The organism is Pseudomonas sp. WC2 (genome assembly GCF_050586545.1).
GTDB lineage: Bacteria > Pseudomonadota > Gammaproteobacteria > Pseudomonadales > Pseudomonadaceae > Aquipseudomonas.
Map to the genome: position 1 here is coordinate 64,549 of NZ_JBOBDR010000003.1, position 20,280 is coordinate 84,828.

Here is a 20,280-nt window from a genome sequence, read left to right on the forward strand (position 1 = left end):
TTTCAGACACCCCCGAAAAAAGGACTGACCCATGCCCGTTCGAGTCGATGAATCCAATCCCGAGCAAAAAGTGTGTTTTTTCACCGTCGAACATGGCGAGGAAATTCGCATTTGCGACACCCTGGAAGTCAAAACGGACAGCGAAAAATCCATGTCTTTCGTTGAAATAGAAGGCCGGCGCGTCTACATCACCGAAGCTGAAGCCGATGCCTTGACCGTCGCAGGCGCCAGGGACGGTCGCAAGCACCTGAAGGCCGACGAGAGTGATTCGGTGATTTGACTGACCCTGATCAACACCCCGCGCAAACGCCTGCGATAGGCGTTTGCGCCTTTGCCTGCGGGTTGCTTCAAGTTGTCGCAGGTGCCGCGCAAAATTCCATCTGATCCGCTTTTTATTGAAATACCTGAGTCTGTTCTGCAAACAGATCGACGCTCATAGTGCTCTGGCCTGATGGAGGCTGATGAGCGACTGACCATGAGCGAACAAATCCCCGTCCGAACCGTAGAAGCATCGCCCACTATAAAAAGCATTCCCGCACGCCCAATGAAGGCGACGGCCAAATCCAGCGACAACCAGATTCACACCCGCAGTTTCACCGGCCTGTTCCGCACCCTGCGCATGAGCGGTGCGGGGTTTCTGTTTCTGTTGTTCTTCGGCACCGTTTGGTTGAACTGGGGCGGTCGTCAGGCGGTGCTCTGGGATCTTTCCGAAAGCAAATTCCACATCTTCGGCGCGACTTTCTGGCCGCAGGATTTCATCCTGCTCTCGGCGCTGTTGATCATTGCCGCGTTTGGTCTGTTCGCCATTACTGTGTTCGCCGGCCGGGTCTGGTGCGGATACACCTGTCCGCAGAGTTCGTGGACGTGGATTTTCATGTGGTGCGAGAAAATCACCGAAGGCGAACGCAACCAGCGGATCAAGCTGCAAGCCGCACCGTGGAGTGTGAACAAACTCGCCCGGCGCGCCGCTAAGCACACGCTGTGGTTGGCCATCAGCGTGATGACCGGTCTGACCTTTGTCGGTTATTTCACGCCGATCCGGCCGCTCGCTGAAGAATTGCTGACCCTGCAAATCGGCGGCGTCAGCCTGTTCTGGGTGTTGTTTTTCACCGCCGCCACTTACATCAACGCCGGTTGGCTGCGCGAAGCGGTGTGCATGCACATGTGCCCGTATGCGCGCTTTCAGAGCGTGATGTTCGACAAGGACACCCTGACGATTTCCTACGACACGGCCCGTGGCGAAAACCGTGGCCCGCGCAAACGTGACGTCAAACCGCTTGAGGCCGGATTAGGCGATTGCATCGACTGCCAGTTGTGCGTGCAGGTCTGCCCGACCGGCATCGACATCCGCGACGGTTTGCAGATGGAATGCATCGGTTGCGCCGCGTGCATCGACGCCTGCGATTCGATCATGGACAAAATGAACTACGCGCGCGGTTTGATCCGTTACAGCTCCGAACGCGAGTTGCAGGGTGGCAAGACCCATCTGCTGCGGCCTCGGCTGATCGGCTACTCGATCGTGCTGGTGGCGATGATCGGCGCCTTGGCCCTGGCGCTGGTCGAGCGGCCGATGGTTTCGCTGGACGTCACAAAGGATCGCGGGTTGTTCCGCGAAAACGCTCAGGGCCAGATCGAGAACATCTATAGCCTCAAAGTCATCAACAAGACTCAGGAACGCCAAACTTACAACTTGAGCTTGGTGGACGGCGACGGCTTCCAGCTACAAGGCAAGACTGAACTGAGTCTGGCGCCGGGCGAGATCGTTGACGTGCCGGTGTCGGTGGCGATGACCACCGAACGCCCCGCCAGCAGCTCGCAGACTTTGAGTTTCAAGATTGCCGACAGCGATGAGCCTGAGGTTTACAGCGTGGCGAAGAGCAGGTTTGTGGCGCCGATGAATCGCTGATCCCTTAGACTGCGGCGCGGCCATTCGCGATCAGGTCTCCCAGAACGAAACCAACTCGGACCCAAGATGAAACGCTACGAAAAATTCGCCGAAGACATCGCTGAACTGATCCGCTCCGGCGTGCTGGGCCCCGGCCAGCGCGTGCCTTCGGTGCGCTACGCCAGCCAGACCTACGGCGTCAGCCCGTCCACGGTGTTTCAGGCCTATTACCTGCTCGAACGCCGCGGACTGATCCGCGCACGGCCGCGTTCCGGTTACTTCGTCAACACCCACGCGCCGAGCCCGTTTTCCGAGCCGGTGATCAGCAGCCACGTCAACGACTCCACCGAAGTCGACGTCAGCGAATTGGTGTTCTCGGTGCTGGATTCGATCAAAGACCCGAACACCGTGCCGTTCGGCTCGGCGTTCCCCAGTCCGACCCTGTTCCCGCTGCAACGCCTGTCGCGTTCACTGGCCAGCGCCGCGCGGGAGATGGATCCGCGCATGGTCGTCACCGACATGTCGCCGGGCAACCCGCAACTGCGTCGGCAGATCGCCCTGCGCTACATGGTCGGCGGCCTGATGTTGCCGATGGAAGAACTGCTGATCACCAACGGCGCCCTCGAAGCGCTGAACCTGTGCCTGCAAGCGGTAACTGAACCCGGCGATCTGGTGGCCATCGAAGCCCCGGCGTTCTACGCCAGCCTGCAAGTGCTGGAACGGCTGAAACTCAAAGCCGTGGAAATCCCCGTACACCCGCGCGACGGCATTGATCTCGGTGTGCTCGCGCAAACCCTTGAGCGGCACCCGATCAAAGCCTGTTGGTGCATGACCAGTTTCCAGAACCCGATGGGCGCGACCATGCCCGAGGCGAAGAAACAGGAACTGGTGGAACTGCTGCGCCATCATCAAGTGCCGCTGATCGAAGATGACGTCTACGCCGAACTCTATTACGGCCAACAGGCGCCGAAACCGGCCAAGGCCTTCGACACCGAAGGTTTGGTCATGCACTGCGGCTCGTTCGCCAAAAGCCTCGCGCCCGGCTACCGCATCGGTTGGGTGGCTGCCGGACGCTACGCGCAAAAAATCGAACGGCTGAAACTGATGACCTCGCTGTGTGCCTCAATGCCGGCGCAAGCCGCGATTGCCGATTACCTGCAACACGGCGGCTACGACCGGCATCTGCGCAAACTGCGCTACGCCCTGGAAGAACAACAGAGCGCCATGCTCGCGGCCATCGCCCGCTATTTCCCTGCGCAGACGCGGGTCAGCCAACCGGCGGGCGGCTATTTTCTGTGGCTGGAATTACCAGCGCAGATGGATTCGTTGAAGTTGTTTCAGATGGCACTGGCGCAAGGCATCAGCATCGCCCCGGGGCCGATCTTCTCGCCGACGCAGCGCTTCAGGAATTGTATCCGCCTGAATTACGGCAGCCCGTGGACCGAGGATTCGGAAAAGGCGATGGAAACGTTGGGGCGGATTGTGCGGTCGTTCTGACAGATTGATGCTGCCTGCACTGGCCTCATCGCTAGCAGGGCTAGCCCTGCTAGCGATGGCGTCGGACCAGACACGGTTGATCTAGCGCCCGCCCCCCAAATCAACAAAAGTCCCCGTCGCATACGAAGCCTTGTCCGACAGCAACCAGACAATCGCCTCCGCCACTTCATCCGGGCGCCCGCCGCGGGCCATGGGAATCGCCGATTCCAGTTTGCTGACCCGATCCGGATCACCGCTCAGTGCGTGGAAATCAGTGTAGATATAGCCCGGGCGCACGGCATTGACGCGAATCCCCTCGCCCGCCACTTCCTTGGACAAGCCGATGGTGAAGGTGTCGAGCGCGCCTTTTGAGGCGGCGTAATCGACGTACTCGTTGGGCGAGCCGAGGCGTGATGCCACAGACGACACGTTAACGATGCTGCCGCCCTGCCCGCCATGTTTGGGCGACATGCGCAGGATCGCGTGCTTAGCGCAGAGGATCGGCGCCAGCACGTTGGTTTTCATGATTTTGAGGATGCGGAATTCGGACATTTCATCGACCCGGGATTTTTGTCCGACGGTGCCCGCGTTGTTGACCAGCGCGGTGACCCGACCCAGTTCGGTGTCGACCCGGTGAAACAGGGCGATGACCTCATCTTCGATGCTGACATCGGCGCGAACCGCGATGGCGTGGGCGCCCAAGGCACGGACTTGTTCCAGCACGCTTTGCGCGGCTTGTTCATCCGACTGATAGTTGATGCAGATCCGATAGCCCTGCTCAGCAGCCAACAATGCCGTAGCGGCGCCAATCCCGCGCCCGCCACCGGTGATCACAATGACTTTATCCATGCTGGCCTTTCCCCCCAATGCACACGTAACAGTCGGGGGAAGAATAACCGCCATTGGCGGGTTTTGCATGGCGGCGTTACCAATGTGGGAGCCAGCCCTGTTGGCGATTGCAGCCGACGCGGTCGATCAGACCTTCGCCAGCGCCTCACCCCGCACGATGTCCTGCATGAAGCGATCCGCCGGCATCGGATGCCCGAGCAGATAACCCTGCAGCGAATCACACCCCAACTGCGTCAGAAAGTCCTGCTGAACATCAGTCTCGACACCTTCAGCAACAATTCGTAAACCGAGCGCCTGCCCCAGCGCAACGATCGCCGACACAATCGCCGCATCATCACTGTCGCGTTCAAGATCACGGACAAACCCACGATCAATCTTCAGCTCGTTGGCCGGCAGGCGCTTGAGGTACATCAGGCTCGAATAGCCGGTGCCAAAGTCATCGATCGACAGGTCGACGCCCATGTCCGACAACTCCTGCAATACGGTCATGCTCGCATCAGCATCGCTCATCGCCGTGGTTTCGGTGATCTCCAGGGTCAGGCTGTTGGCCGGCAAGTGATGAGTGGCCAACGCCTTGGCCACGCTCTGCACCAGACCTGTGTGGCAGAACTGCAACGCTGAGAGATTCACGGCAATGCGCCAGTCGGTGTAACCCAGCACGTACCATTCGCGCATCTGCCGGCAGGCCTCGTTGAGCACCCATTCGCCAATCGGAATGATCAGGCCGGTCTTCTCCGCCAGATCGATGAATTTGTCCGGCATCAGCATGCCGTGCAGCGGGTGCTGCCAGCGCAGCAGCGCTTCGGCACCGACCGGGTGACCGGTGGCGGCATCGAACTTGGGTTGGTAATGCAGGCTGAACTGGCTGTGTTCCAGCGCCGCGCGCAAATCCTGCAGCAGTTGCAATTGCTTGCGGGCGTTGCTGTTCATCGAGGCGTCAAAGAAGCTGTAGCCGTTTTTGCCGAGGCCCTTGGCGTGATACATCGCCGCGTCGGCGTTCATCAGCAGTTCCTGTGCGCTCTGGCCATTGCCAGGGTACAAGGCGATGCCAAGGCTGGCGGAGATCTGCAAATCATGTTCGGCGACACGGAACGACCGGGCGATCAACCCGACCTGACGTGCCGCCATGCTCAACGCATCATTGGGTTCGGTCAGGCGCACCAACAGCACAAACTCGTCGCCGCCAATCCGCGCCAAGGTGTCCACGCTGCGCAGGTCTTCACGCAGACGCACGCCGACTTCGCGCAACAACTGATCACCCATGTGATGGCCGAACGCGTCGTTGACCGGTTTGAAACCATCCAGATCGATGAACATCAAGGCAAAACAGCCGCCCTGCTCATGGACCTTTTTCATGGCCTGATTGATTCGATCATCGAGCAACATGCGGTTCGGCAAGCCGGTTAACGGGTCATGCAGCGCCAGTTGCGTGAGTTCGCGGTTGGCTACAGTCAACGAGTGCGCCAGATCGGCCGTACGGGCTTCGAGACGGGCATCGAGAATCGACGTAAGCAAGGCAATCGACAATACCGCCAGCGTGGTGACGACGACCAGGCTGTCGAGGCCATTGCCTTTCAAACCATTGACCGTCGCGCCACAGAAACTGCCGTCAGGAAACTGCGCGGCCGCCATGCCGGTGTAGTGCATGCCGACGATGGCGATGCCCATGATCACCGCTGCACCGGCACGAATCAGGCGCACATATGGCGAGTGCTGACGCAGACGAAACGCGATCCACAATGCCGCCGCCGATGCGCCCACCGCGATCAGCAATGATGCGCCAAACAGCGTTGGATCGTAGTCGATGCCCGGCGTCATGCGCATCGCGGCCATACCGGTGTAGTGCATCGCGCTGATGCCGGCGCCCATGATCAAGGCCCCGAATGCATGCTGTAACACCGGCAACTTCGGTTGGCTGACCAGCCACAAGGCAAAACCGCAAGACAGCACGGCAATCAACAGCGACAGCACAGTAATGCTGATGTCGTAGCCCAGATCGATCGGCAGCCTGAAGGCAAGCATGCCGATGAAGTGCATCGACCACACACCCACGCCCATGGCCAATGCGCCGCCCGCCGTCCAGAAATGCACGGCACGCCCTTTGGCCGTCGCGATGCGCCCGGTCAGATCGAGCGCGGTGTATGACGCGAGGATCGCCACACACAACGAAATGAAGACCAGAGTGGAAGAATAACTACCGATGAGCATGGGGATTCTCGTGACCACCCAAACCGTACTGCGTCCGTTCTCGGTCGGGCAAATGCGGCGATTGTACTGATTGCGCAGAAGAACGCACTGACAAAGTGACCAAATTGCCATCAAGCCGATGAAACGTTTGTTTGATCGTCCTACAAGGCTCTATTTCGGGATTTTCAGCTCCCCATGATCGTTCCCACGCTGTGCGTGGGAATGCCTCGACGGACGCTCCGCGTTCGGCCGTGAATGGGACGCGGAGCGTCCCGGGCCGCATTCCCACGCGGAGCGTGGGAATGATCAGGAGAACAACTTATCGGGTGTCAGTTACATCCAGTTGCCCGTCCCAGCCACCGCCCAGTGCCGCAATCAGTTGCACGCTGGCAATCAGCCGACTCTGCAGAATGTTCAGCACCGTCCGTTCGTTGCTCAGCGCCGTGGCTTGCACCACCACTACGTCGATGTAGGCAATCAACCCGGCCTTGTACTGGTTTTCCGTCAGACGCAGGGAATCACGGGCGGCATCGAGCGCTTCCTGACGCACCGCCGCCTCATCCTCGTACACCTTGAGCTGGACCAGATAGTTTTCCACTTCGCGGAATCCGTCGAGCACGGTCTGACGGTATTTGGCCACGGTCTGGTCATACACTGCCTCGGTGCGATCGACCTCCGCCGAGCGGATGCCACCGTCGAACAGCGGCAACGACAGTTGTGGCCCGACCGACCAGAAACGATTCGGCAAGCTGATCAGGTTTTGCGAGGTACTGCTGCTGTAACCGCCGCTCAGACTCAAGGTCAGATCCGGGTAATACGCCGCTTTGGCCACACCGATATTGGCGTTGGCGGCGATCACCGAACGCTCCGCCGAGGCGATATCGGGGCGACGCTCAAGCAACTGCGACGGCAGATTCAGCGGAATCTGCGGCAAATTCGGAATGGTCTGCGACTCGGCAATATTGAAATGCGCCGGCGCCTGCCCGGTGAGCACGGCAATGGCGTTCTCGAACTGCGCGCGCTGCCAGATCAGATCGACCAGATCGGCCTGGGTGCTTTTCAGTTGTGTCTGCGCCTGAGCCACCGCGTCACGCCCGGAAACGCCGGCGTTGTATTGGTTCTGGGTCATTTTCAGCGAACGTTCGTAGGCCACGACGGTGGCTTCGAGCAAACGCTTCTGCTGGTCGATCACCCGTAATTGCAGGTAGTTCTGCACCAGTTCCGACTGCTGACTCAGACGCATCGCCGCCAGGTCGGCAAAACTCGCCTGGGCGCTGGCCTCATCGGCCTCCAGGCCACGGCGCAATTTGCCCCAGACATCCGCTTCCCAACTCACGCCGAGCTCGGCGTTGTAGGTGTCACGAATCCCGCTGGACGAACTGCTCAGGCTCGAACTGCTGCTGCCGGTGCCCTGACTGGAACGGGTCTTGCCCACGCTCAGGTCGACACTCGGATAGAACGCCCCGCGCGCACTGCGCACCAAAGCCTGAGCCTGGCGGAACTGCGCTTCCGATTGCGCGACGGTCTGGTTGGCGCTGTTGAGTTTCTCGATCAGGCCGTTGAGCTGTTGATCGCCATACAGCTCCCACCAGGCGCCCCGGGCCAGCGAGTCGCTGGGATTAGCCTGGCGCCAGCCTTCGGCTTCCTTGTATTGAGCGATTTCGGCGGTTTGCGGGCGTTGGTAGTCCGGGCCGACAGCGCAGGCACTGAGCATCGCCACGCACAGTGACAGGCTCAACAAACGCGAGCCGCGCACAGTGGCCAGATTGAAAAGCGAACGGTCAGTCATAGCGGAGTTTCCAGAGCAGCGTCAGTACGCACGCCACGCCATTTGTTGAAGCGGTGGCGCAGCTTGTCGAGATAGAGGTAAACCACAGGCGTGGTGTAAAGCGTCAGCACCTGGCTGAAAATCAGCCCGCCGATAATGGTCAGACCCAACGGCTGGCGCATTTCCGCGCCCTCGGCACGGCTGAGCAGCAACGGCAAGGCACCGAGGATCGCCGCCAGCGTGGTCATCAGAATCGGGCGCAGACGTTGCAGGCAGGCACTGCGGATCGATTCCAGCGGAGTCAGGCCTTGATGACGCTCGAGTTGCAGCGCGAGGTCGATCATCAGAATGGCGTTTTTCTTCACCACACCAATCAGCAGGAACAGGCCGAGCAACGAGATCAGACTGAACTCGCCCCCCAGCGCGTAGATCGACAGCAGCGCGCCGACCCCGGCCGACGGCAGCGTCGACAGAATCGTCAGCGGGTGAATATAGCTTTCATACAGCACGCCCAGCACCAGATACACCGCCAGCAGTGCGCCGAGGATCATGAACGGCTGACTCTTCTGGGTGGCGGCAAAGGCATCAGCGGTACCGGCCATTTTGGCGATGACACCTTCCGGCAAACCGACTTTGGCAATCGCCCGTTCAATGGCCGCACTGCCCTGCTCCACCGTGACGCCTTCGGCCATGTCGAAGGAAATGTCTTCCGAAGCGAACTGGCCTTCGTGGCTGACGCGGTCGTCTTCCAGGCTGTTTTCGTAATGGGCGAAGGTCGACAGTGGAACCCGTGCGCCGTCAGCGGTGATCACCTGCACTTGCTTGAGTGTGATCGGGTCCTGGGCGTATTTCGGATTGACCTCCATCACCACCTGATACTGGTTGAGGCTGTCGTAGATCGTCGAAATCTGCCGCTGGCTGTAAGCGTTGTTCAGCACGGCGGTGACCATGTCCATGTCGACGCCCAGACGCTTGGCCTGATCGCGGTCGACAATCAGCGTCACCTGCTGCGCACCGGCGCCTTCGCGGGCGTCGATGGCGGTCAGTTCGGGCAAGGCACGAAGCGCGGTAACGACTTTCGGATACCACTTGCGCAACTCGGCCAGATCACCGCTTTGCAGGATGTAGCTGTATTGCGAACTGGTCTGTTCGCGGCCACCACCGAATTGCAGATCCTGGTCGGCCATGAGCATCAACTGCGCACCCGGCACCTTGGGCATTTCCTTGCGCATCCGTTCAATGACCTTCTGCGCCGACAGGTTGCGGTCTTTGATCGGTTTGAGGCGCACCAGCATGAATGCGTTATTGGTGCCGTTGGTGCCGCCGATGAAGCCAGCTACGCTTTCCACCGCTTCGTCCTTGAGCACAGCGCGGCGGAATATCTCCATTTTTGGCTGCATCACATTGAATGACAGACCGTCGTCGCCACGCACAAAACCGATCAACTGGCCGGTGTCCTGCTGCGGCATGAAGGTTTTCGGCACTACGACGTAGAGCGCGACGTTGACGCCGACGGTGATCAGCAGGCTGAGCAAGGTCAGACGCCGATGGCGCAACACCCAGTCGAGGCTGGTCGCGTATTTGCCGACCATCCAGTCGTTGGTGCGGCGGCTCCAGCGTTGCAGGCGGTTTTCCTGACCCGGCGTGTGTGGCTTGAGCCAACGCGCGCAGAGCATCGGCGTGAGTGTCAGGGACACCACGAGTGACACGATGATGGCCGCGGCCAGAGTGATGGAAAATTCACGAAACAGGCTTTCGATGATCCCGCCCATGAACAGGATCGAGAGGAACACTGCCACCAGCGACACGTTCATCGACAGCAAGGTGAACCCGACTTCCTTGGTCCCCAGGTACGCCGCCTTCATCGGCTTGACGCCTTCGTCGATGTGTCGGGAAATGTTTTCCAAGACTACGATGGCGTCGTCCACCACCAACCCGGTGGCCAGAATCAGGGCCATGAGTGACAGGTTGTTCAAGGAAAAACCGTACAGGTACATCACCGCAAAGGTGCCGACCAGGGAGACCGGTACGGCCAGTGTCGGAATCAGCGAGGCGCGGAAGTTACCGAGGAACAGGAACACCACCAGAATCACCAGAACCACAGCAATCAGCAGGGTCATCTCGGCTTCATGCAATGTCGCCTTGATCACCGGCGACCGGTCCATGGCCAGATTGAGTTTCACACTGGCCGGCAATACCGCTTGCAGCGCGGGCAATTGCGCCTTGATCTCGTTGACGGTCTCGATGATGTTGGCGCCGGCCTGACGGTTGATCACCAACAGTACCGCTGCGTCGTCATTGAAAAAGCCGCTGTTGTATCGGTCTTCGACACCGTCGCTGACCTTGGCCACGTCCTTCAGGCGCAGAGCGGCGCCGTCGGCGTAATGGATGATAAGCGATTCGTAATCCTTGGCTTTCTCCAACTGGTCGTTGGCCTGAATCTGCCACAGCCGCTGACCGTCCTCGACCGACCCCTTGGGCCGGCGCACGTTGGCGTCGGCGATGGTCTTGCGTACATCATCGAGGGCCACGCCGTATTGGTTCAGTGCCTGCGGTTCGAGTTCGATGCGCACGGCCGGCAGCGAACTGCCGCCAATCTGCACTTCGCCGACGCCCTGCACCTGCGACAGGCTCTGCGAGAGGATGGTCGACGCCAGATCGTAGAGCTGACCTTTTTCGAGGACATCGGAAGTCAGCGACAGCACCATGATCGGCGCTTGCGACGGGTTGACCTTCTTGTAGGTCGGCATGCTGCGCATCCCGCTCGGCAGCAGATTGCGCGAGGCGTTGATCGCCGCTTGCACTTCCCGCGCCGCGCCGTTGATGTCGCGGTCGAGGTCAAATTGCAGAATGACCCGTGTCGACCCCTGGCTGGAGCGACTGCTCATCGTGTTGACGCCAGCGATAGCGCCAAACGAACGCTCCAGTGGCGTCGCGACGGTGGACGCCATGACTTCCGGACTGGCGCCGGGCAGACTGGCCTGCACCACGATCACCGGGAAGTCCATTTGTGGCAGCGGCGAAACCGGCAACAGACCGAAGCTCACGCCGCCGAGCAACATGATCGCCAGGCTCAGCAGCATGGTCGCTACCGGGCGTTTGATGAAAGGACCGGACAAATTCATAGAGGCCAGCTCCAGGTTTCAAGCTGCAAGCTGCAAGCTAGAAACGTGCGCAGGACCTGCTTTTTTCTTGCAGCTTGTAGCTCGAAGCTTGCAGCTGCTTTCATACCGACACCTCTTCGGCGTCGGCATTGTTTTTGCCAAAGCGCCGACCGAGGCGGTCGAAATACAGGTAGATCACCGGCGTGGTGAACAGCGTCAGCACCTGACTCACCAGCAGACCACCGACCATCACCAGACCCAACGGTTGACGCAATTCAGCCCCGGAACCGGTCGCCAGCATCAACGGCACCGCGCCGAACAACGCGGCCAGTGTGGTCATCAGAATCGGTCGGAAACGCAACAGCGCCGCCTGATAGATCGCCTGCTCCGGGGCCATGCCTTGCGTGCGTTCGGCATCGAGGGCGAAGTCGATCATCATGATCGCGTTCTTCTTGACGATACCGATCAGCAGGATGATGCCGATGATCGCGATCATGCCCAGGTCATTGCCGCTGAGCAGCAACGCCAGCAACGCGCCGACCGCCGCCGAGGGCAACGTCGACAGAATGGTGATCGGGTGAATGTAGCTCTCGTACAGCACGCCAAGGACGATGTACATGGTCACCACCGCCGCGAGAATCAGCAGCAAGGTGCTCGACAGCGACGCCTGGAAAGCTTCGGCGGCGCCCTGGAACTGAGTCTGCACGCCGATTGGCATGCCGATGTCTTTCTGTACCTGCTCGATCACCTCAACTGCATGCCCCAACGCTACGCCGGGGGCGAGGTTGAAGGACATCATCACCGCCGGGAACTGGCCGATGTGGGTGATCGCCAGTTGCGCCTGCCGTTGTTCAACGTGCGCCAGGCTCGACAAGCGCACCTGCGCGCCATCGGTGGTCTTGACGTGAATCTGATCGAGCGCTTGCGGGCCGATCTTTTCCCCGGCCTGAGCCTGCAGCACCACACGGTACTGGCTGGCCTGGGTGTAAATGGTCGAAATCTGCCGCTGACCGAAAGCGTCGTAAAGAGCATCGGTGATGTTCGACACCGAGACACCGAGGCGTGAAGCCGCATCGCGGTCGATCACCAGATACACCTGCAAGCCCTTGTCCTGCAAATCGCTGGCGACGTCAGTCAACTCTGAGCGCTGAGCCAATGCCTCGACCAGCCTGCCGCTCCACTGGCTCAACAACTCGGAATCCGGCGAAGACATGCTGAATTGATACTGGGTGCGGCTGACCCGGTCTTCGATGGTCAGATCCTGTACCGGCTGCATGAACAGACGAATACCGACCAGTTTGTCCACTTGCGGCTGCAAACGCGCAATCACTTCGGTCGCGGAGAGATCACGCTGACCATGGGGCTTGAGGTTGATCAGCAGACGACCGCTGTTCAGCGTGGCGTTATCGCCGTCGACGCCGATGTAAGACGACAGGCTTTGCACCGCCGGATCTTCAAGAATGATTTTCGCCAGTGCCTGCTGACGCTCGCCCATCGCCGCAAAGGAAATGGACTGCGGCGCTTCGGAAATGCCCTGAATCACCCCAGTGTCCTGCACTGGGAAAAAGCCCTTCGGTACGACCATATAAAGCACGACCGTCAGCGCGAGGGTGCCAATTGCCACCAACAGCGTCAGCGGTTGATGTTTCAGTACCCACTGCAACTTGCGCCCGTAGGCGGCGATCATCCAGTCGATCACCGCACCACTGGCCCGATAGAAACGGCCCTGTTCGTGTTCTTCCGGTTCGCGCTTGAGCAAACGCGCGCACATCATCGGCGTCAGGGTCAGCGAAACCACCAGGGAAATCAGGATGGCCACGGCCAGCGTGATGGCAAATTCGCGGAACAGCCGTCCGACCACATCCGCCATGAACAACAGCGGAATCAGTACCGCGATCAGCGATAAGGTCAGGGAGATCAAGGTAAAGCCAATCTGCTTCGCCCCTTTGAGCGCAGCTTGCATCGGGCTGTCACCTTCTTCGATGAACCGCGCGATGTTTTCCAGCATCACGATCGCATCGTCGACCACGAAACCGGTGGCGATGGTCAGTGCCATCAGGGTCAGGTTGTTGACCGAAAATCCGGCCAGATACATCACGCCGAAGGTGCCGATCAGCGACAGCGGCACCGCCACCGAAGGAATGATCGTCGCGCTGGCACGGCGCAGGAACAGGAACGTCACCATCACCACCAGGGCGATGGCGATCAGCAGTTCATGCTGCACGTCCGTCACCGAAGCGCGAATGGTCTGAGTACGATCGGTCAGCACGGTGACATCAAGGCCCGCCGGCAAGTTGTCGGTGATGCTCGGCAACAAAGCCTTGATGCGGTCGACCACTTCAATCACGTTGGCGCCGGGCTGACGCTGAATGTTCAGCAACACCGCCTGATTCTGGTTGGCCCACGCGGCGAGGCGTTCGTTCTCGGCGCCATCGACGATTTCCGCGACATCCTTGAGCCGCAACGGCGCGCCGTTCTTGTAGGCGAGGATCAGGTTGGCGTAGTCCTCGGGCGACGTCAGCTGGTCGTTGGCGTCGAGCATCGACACCCGCGTCGGGCCGTCGAAGTTGCCTTTCGGCTGATTGACGTTGGAGGCGCCGATCAGGGTGCGCACGTCCGAGAGGTTGAGGCTGTTGGCCGCCAGGGCTTCCGGGTTGACCTTGATTCGCACCGCCTGACGCTGGCCGCCGGCGATGCTGACCATGCCGACGCCGCTGATCTGGGCGATTTTCTGCGCCATGCGCGTATCGACCAGATCATTGAGCTTGGGCAGCAGCATGGTTTTCGAGGTGATCGCCAGGGTCAACACCGGGGTGTCCGCCGGGTTGACCTTGTTGTACACCGGCGGGGCCGGCAGATCTGTCGGCAACAGGTTGGTCGCGGCGTTGATCGCGGCCTGCACCTGTTGCTCAGCGACATCCATGTTGATGTCGAGGCTGAAACGCAGGGTCAGCACCGAAGCGCCGCCGGAACTGGTCGAAGCCATTTGCGTGAGGCCCGGCATCTGCCCGAACTGGCGTTCAAGCGGTGCCGTCACGGCGCTGGTCATCACATCCGGGCTGGCGCCGGGATAGAGGGTCATGACACGGATGGTCGGGTAATCGACTTGTGGCAGCGCGGAAACCGGCAGCAGGCGATAAGCGATCAGGCCGGCCAGAACAATGGCCAGCATGCTCAGGGTGGTGGCTACCGGACGGAGGATGAACAGCCGCGAAATGTTCATGCGCCCTTCTTGGCCTTGTCAGCGACCGCAGCGTCTGGCGTCTGAGCGGCGGATTTGCCTTGCAGGTGTTCGGTCGGGGTGGTCGGCACTTGATTGCTGTCGTTGACCACTTCCACTTCGCTGCCTTCCTTGAGTCGGTCGGTGCCTTCCAGCACCACGCGGTCGCCGGCGGCCAGGCCTTCGGTGACCACGGTGTTCTCGCCGTCACTGGCGCCGATCTTCAACTGACGAATGGTGACTTTCTTGTCGCCGTCGAGCGCGTAGACGAAGGTGCCGTTGGTGCCGAATTGAATTGCGGCGGACGGTGCCAGCACCACGCCCTTCAGGGTGTCGGCCAGCAGGTGAACGTTGACGAACTGATTGGGGAACAGCGCCTGATCGCGGTTTTCGTAGCGCGCCTTGAATTTCAGGGTGCCGGTGGCCACGTCGATCTGGTTGTCGAGGCTTTGCAGCACGCCGGTGGCTTGCAGCTTGGTGTCGCCGCGATCCCACGCCTCGGCGGGTAACTTGGCGCCGCTGCGATAGCGCGCGAGTACCGTGTCGAGGCTGTTTTCCGGCAAGGTGAAGGCAACGCTGATCGGCTGGGTCTGGGTGATCACCGCGAGGAACGTGGTGTCATTGGCGGTCACCAGGTTGCCGACGTCGACCTGACGCAAGCCGACACGCCCGGCGATCGGTGCGCGGATCTTGGTGAATTCAAGGTTGAGCTTGGCGTCGTTGACCGCGGCCTGATTGGTTTTCACCGTGCCCAGATACTGGCCGACCAGCGCTTCGGCGGTGTCCAGAGTCTGTTTGGCGATGCTGTCCTCTTTGAACAGCCCGCGATAGCGCTCGACATCGACCTGAGCGTTTTTCAACTGCGCCTGATTCTGCAGCAAGGTGCCTTCCGCCTGGAGCAAGGCGTTCTGGTAGGGGCGCGGGTCGATTTCCGCCAACAGATCGCCGGCCTTGACCATCTGCCCTTCTTCGAAATTGATCTTGACCAATTCACCGCCGACGCGGCTGCGCACATTGATGGTGTTGAGCGCCGTCACCGTCCCCAGCGCCTTGTAATAAAGCGGGAAATCGCCGGTGACCGCCGGCGCCACGCGCACCGGAATCGGCCCGGTGCCGCCACCGAAGCCCGGACGCATCATCCCCGAACGCCCGGTATGTCCGGCGGCTGCTTTCTCACCGCCCTCCTTGTGGGCTGAGCCGGCCGGCCAGAATTTCCAGCACAGGACAGCGATAACCAACAGGACGAGCAGGCTGATCAGCCAGCGACGGGACTTGCGGGGAGACGATTGCATGGAGTGATTAACCATTGGGCGCGTGGGCTTCTTCTACGGGAGGCTGAACGATAAGCACTGGTGGGACATTAGCAAAGCAGCTTTACCGGCAATTTACCTTCAACTTACGTTTCAAGGTGTGAGGCAAAACACTGATACACAAATGAAAACGGCCTGGACAGGGCCAGGCCGTTAACAATTGTAAAAGCTGTTACTTGAGAACGGACAGTGCCGCTTCATAGTTTGGCTCTTCAGCGATTTCCTTGACCAGTTCGCTGTGCAGGACGTTGTCGTTTTCGTCCAGAACCACCACGGCGCGGGCGGTCAGGCCTTTCAGCGGGCCGTCAGCGATGGCTACGCCGTAGTTTTCGATGAATTCGGCACCGCGCAGGGTCGACAGGTTTTGTACGTTTTCCAGACCTTCAGCGCCGCAGAAGCGCGCTTGGGCGAACGGCAGGTCAGCGGAGATGCACAGCACCACGGTGTTGCTGATGTCATTGGCCTGAGCGTTGAACTTGCGCACGGAAGTCGCGCAAGTCGGGGTGTCGACGCTTGGGAAAATGTTCAGGACTTTGCGCTTGCCGGCGAAGTCTTGCAGGGTGACGTCGGACAGATTGCCGGCTACCAGAGAAAAGGCTGGCGCCTTGGAACCGGCTTGTGGCAACTGGCCGTTGACTTGAACCGGGTTGCCTTTAAGGGTGACTTGAGCCATGACTTGAGTCCTTCTAGTGTTTTTGATTGGAAAGCATGCAAGAGGCCGAAGTTAACCACGAAATCGGGCGGCGACCTATGCCCTGTTTTAAATTGTTGGGGGCCTGCGCGACAAATTGTATACAGAATCTGCGCAGTTCTCCCTGTGGGAGCGAGCCTGCTCGCGAAAGCCGTGTATCAGTCAACATAAATGCTGAATGTGATGACGTCTTCGCGAGCAGGCTCGCTCCCACATTGGATTCTGCGCTGGTACTGGTCTTTTATTTAGAGACCCTGTCGATTCACCTGCAGCCCGTTCGACTACTTCACGAATCCTTCTAATTCACGGAGTACACGCCATGCGATTCATGATCTTTGTCAAAGCCAGCGCCGATTCCGAAGCCGGCATCATGCCCAGCGAAGCGTTGATCACCGAGATGGGCAACTTCAACGAAGAACTGGCCAAGGCCGGGATCCTGGTCGAATGCGATGGCCTGCACCCCAGCAGCAAAGGCGCCCGCGTGCGCTTCTCCGGTGAACAACGCACGGTGATCGACGGGCCGTTCATTGAAACCAGGGAACTGGTCGCCGGTTACTGGATCTGGGACGTGAAGTCGAAAGAAGAAGCGATCGAGTGGGTCAAGCGCTGCCCGAATCCGATGCCTGGTACCGAATCCGAAATCGAAATCCGCCAGATATTCTCTGCCGAAGACTTCGGCGCCGAATTCACCCCTGAGGCTCGTGCGCAAGAAGAACGCATCCGCGAACAAACCAAGAACAACAGCTGAACCGGATATCCCCATGTAGGAGCTGCCGAAGGCTGCGATCTTTTGATATTGATCGTTCCCACGCTCTGCGTGGGAATGCCTCAAGGGACGCTCCGCGTTCCAGCTTGCGAATTTGACGCAGAGCGTCAAGGGCTGCATTCCTTTGCTGCGCGTGGGAACGATCATTCAACAGAGATCAGTCATTGAGCTCGACGTGATCCAAGGCTTGATTCACCGCGAGTTCTCCCAACATGACGACCTGTGCGATCCCCAGTGCAGTCTTGCGCTGTGAGGTTTCCAGCGAGGCGGCTAAGTTGATGAGCATCTCGCTGGCCGAGCCTAGGGTTTCGCTGGCGTTGGCTAGCAGGGATTCGGTGTTGCACCTGGGATTGGCGAGGTACATGGGTTCCGGCTCGTTGGCGCTGGACATGATGCGGGCGGAGGGGTTGAGGTAGAAATCGAGGGCGCGGTCGGCGGCTTCGTGGAGTTTTTTGCTGTCGACTGAGGCGTAGGGGGATGTGGTTTCGGCGTCTGATTCTGGGGGATTGGGTGTTGGTTTTTTCATGGTGTAACTCCACTGGAAATTGGAGCTGCCCCATTCGGTTTCCGGACGAAGAGGTGGCAGCTGTACGCAGGTTGGAAACCCGGGCAGCGGCGACCCGGTCGACCCGAAGGTCTCCCGCGCACAGCCGCCATAACGGAGTGCACACATTCGAAGTGCGCAAGGATACGTTATGAAAGGCGTGTACGCGCCACTAATACCCGTCGGGGTTTCCAGTCCCGGTCGCTGATTTGGCAGCGACGAACACAGGCTAGAGAACCGACGTCCGACGGACAACCTGAAAACCTTGTGGGAACGTTCCGCAAAATCGAAACAACCTTTAAACATCCCGAATTGAAATACGCACAGGTAGGAGCTGCCGAATGCTCGGGCACCAGCGTTTTAGTACACAAAAGCACCATGATCCTGCTCACAAAACCAAAGAATTAATCCATTCGACTGGCTAACTCCCGATTAGCTGCTAGCGTCATTCAGACGTGTCCTACAGGCTTGATAAGCAAGGGATTACGCCCTACGGCCGTGAAGCGCCGAGCTGTCCAAAAGCCACCAGGGAATCGGGGATGATGTGCAATCGAGTGGGGAAGACTCTGTTTCTGGCGAGTTCGCTAGCGGCTGCTTGCTGCGCGCAGGCGGATAACGCCGAGGACTCCAACAAGAGCAACAACCCGCTGAACGTGGCACCGGGCGCCAATCTGCAGGATTACTACACCCCTAAACTTTACGACAGCAACGCTCACACCAATGACGTGTTGTTGCGCGGCACTCTGCCGATTGCGCCCAATGATTTTATCGGCGTGCCGCAACTGGTCCGCGCCACGCTGCCAATCAGCACCCGCCCCGACCCGCATCACGGTTACAGCACCGGCATCGGCGATCTGAACCTGTTCGATATTTTCATTCTGAAAACCGAGGGTGTGCAACTGGGCGTAGGCCCCTTGATCACAGCGCCGACCGCCGAACAAGACGAACTCGGTACCGGCAAGTGGCAAGGTGGGTTGGCGGCCGTGGCGATCGACGCCTCGCCGCGCGGTCTGCTCGGCGCGCTGGTGCAGTACCAGAGTTCTTTCGCCGGCGACAGCGACCGCCCGCACGTCGAAAGCGCAACGATGCAACCCTTCATCATCCATAACCTGGAAAAAGGCTGGTACCTGCGCTCCACCGGCACCTGGACCTTCGACCTGAAAAACGACACTCACTACATCCCCATCGGCCTCGGTGTCGGCAAGGCCTGGAAGTCCGGCAGCAACATCCTCAACGCCTTCGTCGAGCCGCAGTGGACGGCTGACCGCAAAGGCGACGGACTGCCGCAGTTCGTGGTGTACACCGGCATCAACGTGACGTTTGGCAAGTAAGGAAAACCGTATGCGAGCAGCCCTCAAAGCGGCCGGTTACTGCCTGATGACGATGTTCGTCAGCTGCGGGGTCGGCGCACAGGATTTCACCCACCATTCGCCTTCAGTCCGGGCAGACCTCAAGGCCGCGCCCGAGCGCCAGGCGTTGCCGGTATTCGAATTTATTCACAGTCAGAACCATGAGCGGAGTGTTTGATGGTCAAGCCTTACGTTGTGCGCCCGTTGCTGGCGCTGTGCATGATCGGCAGTCCTCTGCTTTACGCAGCGGAGGGCGGCGTCGGCCGACCGATTACCGGTCAACAGGTGTTTTCCAACGCCGGCATCGTGCCGCCCGAGCCCGGCTGGGTAATGTCGTTGACCAGCATCTGGTACGACGGCTCGCTCAAGGGCAGTAACGGTGCGCCGATTTCCGGCGCGGTCAGCGGCGGGATCGACATGAAAGTGTCGTACACCATGGGCAACTTCACCCATGTCTGGGACACCGGCAAAGGTCCCTGGAACTACGCATCAGCCATCGGCGTGCCCGTTCAATACACCGACATCAAGGCCAGCATCACCGGGCCGCGCGGGCGGACGCTGGGCGACAGCGACTCCGGCACGCAATTCGCTGACGCGCTGATCACGCCGATTGCGGTCGGCTATCACTTCGACCAGCTCAACCACATCTCGTTTTCGCTACCGATCTACGTGCCCACCGGTGCTTACAACAAGGATCGCTTGGCCAACCCCGGGCAGAACAACTACACGTTCATGCCCACCGTGGCGTTCACCCATCTGGACGGCAAGGGTGGCGAGTTCAGCCTGATGAGCGCGTTCGAGCGTTACACCGAAAACGACGCGACCGATTACCGCAACGGCAATATCTTCCGCCTCGACGCCCTGTGGACCCACGGCTTCGGCCAGGGCTGGAACGCCGGGGTCGCTGCCGGTTATATCCAGCAACTGACCGACGACAAAGGCCAGACCGCCAATACCTTCAACGGTTATCGCGGACGCTCGGTCGGTGCCGGGCCGGTGATCGGCTGGGCCGGCAAATTCGCCGACGCTCAGGCCAACATCAGTGCGCGCTGGGTGCCGGAGTTCGACACCAAAAACCGCCCTGAGGGCAACGGCTTCAGCGTGAACCTGACCCTGGCGTTTTTCTAGCTC

15 protein-coding genes are annotated in these 20,280 nt (G+C 59.9%); 7 read left to right on the plus strand and 8 right to left on the minus strand.

What is annotated here, in order from left to right:
- Positions 1-31 precede the first annotated feature (31 nt).
- From ACQ4OE_RS04185 to mapR, 3 genes are all read left to right on the plus strand, one after another.
- Entirely contained in the window at positions 32-280 is a 249-nt protein-coding gene (locus tag ACQ4OE_RS04185; protein WP_122595768.1) for a DUF3203 family protein, read from the plus strand.
- Between the two features lie 195 nt (positions 281-475).
- Positions 476-1,906 carry a cytochrome c oxidase accessory protein CcoG gene (gene ccoG / locus ACQ4OE_RS04190; protein WP_430945804.1) on the plus strand — a complete coding sequence of 477 codons (1,431 nt, stop codon included), beginning with the start codon at positions 476-478 and terminating at the stop codon, positions 1,904-1,906.
- 66 nt (positions 1,907-1,972) lie between these two features.
- Positions 1,973-3,382 carry a GntR family transcriptional regulator MpaR gene (mapR, locus tag ACQ4OE_RS04195; RefSeq protein WP_122595766.1) on the plus strand — a complete coding sequence of 470 codons (1,410 nt, stop codon included), beginning with the start codon at positions 1,973-1,975 and terminating at the stop codon, positions 3,380-3,382.
- A gap of 81 nt (positions 3,383-3,463) precedes the next feature.
- Here the strand turns inward: mapR and ACQ4OE_RS04200 are convergent, their stop codons facing one another.
- From ACQ4OE_RS04200 to tpx, 7 genes are all read right to left on the minus strand, one after another.
- The gene (locus ACQ4OE_RS04200; protein ID WP_122595764.1) at positions 3,464-4,210 is read right to left on the minus strand and encodes an SDR family oxidoreductase; all 747 of its coding nucleotides are present in this window, start codon (positions 4,208-4,210) and stop codon (positions 3,464-3,466) included.
- Positions 4,211-4,336: 126 nt separating this feature from the next.
- Positions 4,337-6,418 carry a putative bifunctional diguanylate cyclase/phosphodiesterase gene (locus ACQ4OE_RS04205; protein ID WP_430945805.1) on the minus strand — a complete coding sequence of 694 codons (2,082 nt, stop codon included), beginning with the start codon at positions 6,416-6,418 and terminating at the stop codon, positions 4,337-4,339.
- A gap of 298 nt (positions 6,419-6,716) precedes the next feature.
- The gene (locus tag ACQ4OE_RS04210; protein ID WP_430945806.1) at positions 6,717-8,186 is read right to left on the minus strand and encodes an efflux transporter outer membrane subunit; all 1,470 of its coding nucleotides are present in this window, start codon (positions 8,184-8,186) and stop codon (positions 6,717-6,719) included.
- Entirely contained in the window at positions 8,183-11,290 is a 3,108-nt protein-coding gene (locus ACQ4OE_RS04215) for an efflux RND transporter permease subunit (RefSeq protein WP_430945807.1), read from the minus strand. The genes ACQ4OE_RS04210 and ACQ4OE_RS04215 overlap by 4 nt, the downstream gene beginning before the upstream one ends.
- Positions 11,291-11,390: 100 nt before the next feature.
- A complete protein-coding gene (locus tag ACQ4OE_RS04220) occupies positions 11,391-14,492 on the minus strand; it encodes an MdtB/MuxB family multidrug efflux RND transporter permease subunit (protein WP_430945808.1) in 3,102 nt (1,033 codons plus the stop codon).
- A complete protein-coding gene (locus tag ACQ4OE_RS04225) occupies positions 14,489-15,796 on the minus strand; it encodes an MdtA/MuxA family multidrug efflux RND transporter periplasmic adaptor subunit (protein WP_122595758.1) in 1,308 nt (435 codons plus the stop codon). The genes ACQ4OE_RS04220 and ACQ4OE_RS04225 overlap by 4 nt, the downstream gene beginning before the upstream one ends.
- 175 nt (positions 15,797-15,971) lie before the next feature.
- The gene (gene tpx, locus ACQ4OE_RS04230; protein WP_095112063.1) at positions 15,972-16,472 is read right to left on the minus strand and encodes a thiol peroxidase; all 501 of its coding nucleotides are present in this window, start codon (positions 16,470-16,472) and stop codon (positions 15,972-15,974) included.
- Between the two features lie 337 nt (positions 16,473-16,809).
- Here tpx and ACQ4OE_RS04235 point away from each other — a divergent pair, with 337 nt between their 5' ends.
- Positions 16,810-17,238, plus strand: coding sequence for a YciI family protein (locus ACQ4OE_RS04235; RefSeq protein WP_430945809.1), 429 nt, complete (start codon positions 16,810-16,812; stop codon positions 17,236-17,238).
- A gap of 175 nt (positions 17,239-17,413) precedes the next feature.
- Here the strand turns inward: ACQ4OE_RS04235 and ACQ4OE_RS04240 are convergent, their stop codons facing one another.
- Positions 17,414-17,782 carry a DUF6124 family protein gene (locus ACQ4OE_RS04240; RefSeq protein ID WP_430945810.1) on the minus strand — a complete coding sequence of 123 codons (369 nt, stop codon included), beginning with the start codon at positions 17,780-17,782 and terminating at the stop codon, positions 17,414-17,416.
- Between the two features lie 560 nt (positions 17,783-18,342).
- Here ACQ4OE_RS04240 and ACQ4OE_RS04245 point away from each other — a divergent pair.
- Genes ACQ4OE_RS04245 through ACQ4OE_RS04255 form a run of 3 tightly spaced genes read left to right on the plus strand, consistent with a single transcriptional unit; the run spans position 18,343 to position 20,277 of the window.
- The gene (locus tag ACQ4OE_RS04245; protein WP_430946042.1) at positions 18,343-19,131 is read left to right on the plus strand and encodes a hypothetical protein; all 789 of its coding nucleotides are present in this window, start codon (positions 18,343-18,345) and stop codon (positions 19,129-19,131) included.
- Between the two features lie 10 nt (positions 19,132-19,141).
- Positions 19,142-19,327: a hypothetical protein gene (locus ACQ4OE_RS04250; protein WP_430945811.1), complete on the plus strand. Its 186-nt coding sequence runs from the start codon at positions 19,142-19,144 to the stop codon at positions 19,325-19,327.
- Complete coding sequence (locus ACQ4OE_RS04255) at positions 19,327-20,277, plus strand: transporter (protein WP_122595753.1); 951 nt, start codon at positions 19,327-19,329, stop codon at positions 20,275-20,277. The genes ACQ4OE_RS04250 and ACQ4OE_RS04255 overlap by 1 nt, the downstream gene beginning before the upstream one ends.
- Positions 20,278-20,280: the final 3 nt, after the last annotated feature.

Excerpts from the sequence above, each read along its gene's own strand:
- ACQ4OE_RS04210 (WP_430945806.1), bottom strand. The coding sequence starts at position 8,186 with ATGACTGACCGTTCGCTTTTCAATCTGGCCACTGTGCGCGGCTCGCGT.
- ACQ4OE_RS04225 (WP_122595758.1), bottom strand. The coding sequence starts at position 15,796 with ATGGTTAATCACTCCATGCAATCGTCTCCCCGCAAGTCCCGTCGCTGG.
- ACQ4OE_RS04235 (WP_430945809.1), top strand. The coding sequence starts at position 16,810 with ATGCGATTCATGATCTTTGTCAAAGCCAGCGCCGATTCCGAAGCCGGC.
- mapR (WP_122595766.1), top strand. The coding sequence starts at position 1,973 with ATGAAACGCTACGAAAAATTCGCCGAAGACATCGCTGAACTGATCCGC.
- ccoG (WP_430945804.1), top strand. The coding sequence starts at position 476 with ATGAGCGAACAAATCCCCGTCCGAACCGTAGAAGCATCGCCCACTATA.
- tpx (WP_095112063.1), bottom strand. The coding sequence starts at position 16,472 with ATGGCTCAAGTCACCCTTAAAGGCAACCCGGTTCAAGTCAACGGCCAG.
- ACQ4OE_RS04205 (WP_430945805.1), bottom strand. The coding sequence starts at position 6,418 with ATGCTCATCGGTAGTTATTCTTCCACTCTGGTCTTCATTTCGTTGTGT.
- ACQ4OE_RS04255 (WP_122595753.1), top strand. The coding sequence starts at position 19,327 with ATGGTCAAGCCTTACGTTGTGCGCCCGTTGCTGGCGCTGTGCATGATC.
- ACQ4OE_RS04215 (WP_430945807.1), bottom strand. The coding sequence starts at position 11,290 with ATGAATTTGTCCGGTCCTTTCATCAAACGCCCGGTAGCGACCATGCTG.
- ACQ4OE_RS04245 (WP_430946042.1), top strand. The coding sequence starts at position 18,343 with ATGTGCAATCGAGTGGGGAAGACTCTGTTTCTGGCGAGTTCGCTAGCG.
- ACQ4OE_RS04250 (WP_430945811.1), top strand. The coding sequence starts at position 19,142 with ATGCGAGCAGCCCTCAAAGCGGCCGGTTACTGCCTGATGACGATGTTC.
- ACQ4OE_RS04240 (WP_430945810.1), bottom strand. The coding sequence starts at position 17,782 with ATGAAAAAACCAACACCCAATCCCCCAGAATCAGACGCCGAAACCACA.
- ACQ4OE_RS04185 (WP_122595768.1), top strand. The coding sequence starts at position 32 with ATGCCCGTTCGAGTCGATGAATCCAATCCCGAGCAAAAAGTGTGTTTT.
- ACQ4OE_RS04200 (WP_122595764.1), bottom strand. The coding sequence starts at position 4,210 with ATGGATAAAGTCATTGTGATCACCGGTGGCGGGCGCGGGATTGGCGCC.
- ACQ4OE_RS04220 (WP_430945808.1), bottom strand. The coding sequence starts at position 14,492 with ATGAACATTTCGCGGCTGTTCATCCTCCGTCCGGTAGCCACCACCCTG.